Origin of the sequence: Komagataeibacter europaeus LMG 18890, assembly GCF_000285295.1 — a bacterium.
Lineage (GTDB): Bacteria > Pseudomonadota > Alphaproteobacteria > Acetobacterales > Acetobacteraceae > Komagataeibacter > Komagataeibacter europaeus.
Map to the genome: position 1 here is coordinate 1 of NZ_CADP01000010.1, position 967 is coordinate 967.

The window sequence follows — 967 nt, forward strand, 5'->3', positions numbered from 1 at the left end:
TTTTTTCCCTGCCTCCCGTAGAGACCTTGGTAAACCCGATCTTTTCGGGAGATGCTCGGGTGAAGGAAAACTCCGTTGTATCCTGCAGGATCAGGACTGGCCCTGCAGTCGCATCGAAACGCTGGGCGGTAGCAGAAAAATGCCCTTCAAGGATTTTGTCTTCGCTTACATTTGCATTTGCAAAAAATCTATATGCTGCCTTGGTCGCAGACCAATCCTGAAATGCCGTCGGGAGAGACTTGCCCGGTCGTTCAGCAAGTGCCGCGAGCATCGTGCCCAGACGCCTGTTCAGGCGCTCGTCGCCAAGGTCAGATCCGGATATTTCCTGTATGACCCAATCCTGTACCATTCTCACACCCCGCCTGCATAAAGGTGACAGAAAAGGAATCACAACAGATTCATCTGCATCAAGCACAAAATTCAAGAACAGCAGATTTGTGGGTAACTGCAAGCCGGTCGTCATCATCCAGCCCGCCAAACAGGATGACCGACCCGTTGGGCATTTCCACCGTCCAGTCGGTGCGCGACAGCGCCCAGGGCACGGTGGGAAAGCACCGCCGCATGACGGTGGGAAACGTATCGGCCAGCACGGTGGCCCGCAGCGCGTTCAGCCGGTGGCGGAATATGCCGTGCCGCGTGCCCGCCGCCTTCAGCGCCCGGATCACCACCGCGCGCACCAGCACGAACGTCTTGCCCGACCGCGCGCCGCCACGCAGCAGGATATGGGTTGCGGGACCGCCCAGAAGCTGGTTGGCGGTGCGCTGGTCCGGTGTCAGGCTGAAGGCGTGTTTCAAAAGCCTGTTCCCTGAAAGTAGAAAAAGTTTTTGGTGAAGCTTTTTTCAAAAAGCTTCGAAGAACACCGCCTTTTTGAAAAAAGGCGGCACCCAGAAACTTCTATTCTGTTTTTTTACAGTTCCGCATCATCGGTCGTGATTGTGATGGCAATGGTGTTCCCCCCTTCCCGCCG

Annotated in this window: 2 protein-coding genes and 1 pseudogene (1 of these 3 cut by a window edge); all 3 read right to left on the reverse strand. The window is 55.9% G+C overall.

Features of this window, described 5'->3' with window-relative positions:
- Positions 1-466: IS4/Tn5 family transposase DNA-binding protein (locus tag GEU01_RS22330; protein ID WP_198284447.1), on the reverse strand; the 466-nt coding region annotated here is incomplete at its 3' end.
- A pseudogene (locus GEU01_RS05645) lies at positions 417-794 on the reverse strand (phage terminase large subunit); the annotation flags it as partial. The gene GEU01_RS22330 and the pseudogene GEU01_RS05645, both read right to left, overlap by 50 nt.
- 113 nt (positions 795-907) lie before the next feature.
- A protein-coding gene (locus tag GEU01_RS05650; protein WP_456303508.1) for a terminase small subunit-like protein crosses the window boundary here: on the reverse strand, positions 908-967 show its 3' end. It continues 360 nt past the right edge of the window; only the last 60 of its 420 coding nucleotides appear in the window; the start codon falls outside the window, past its right edge; its stop codon occupies positions 908-910.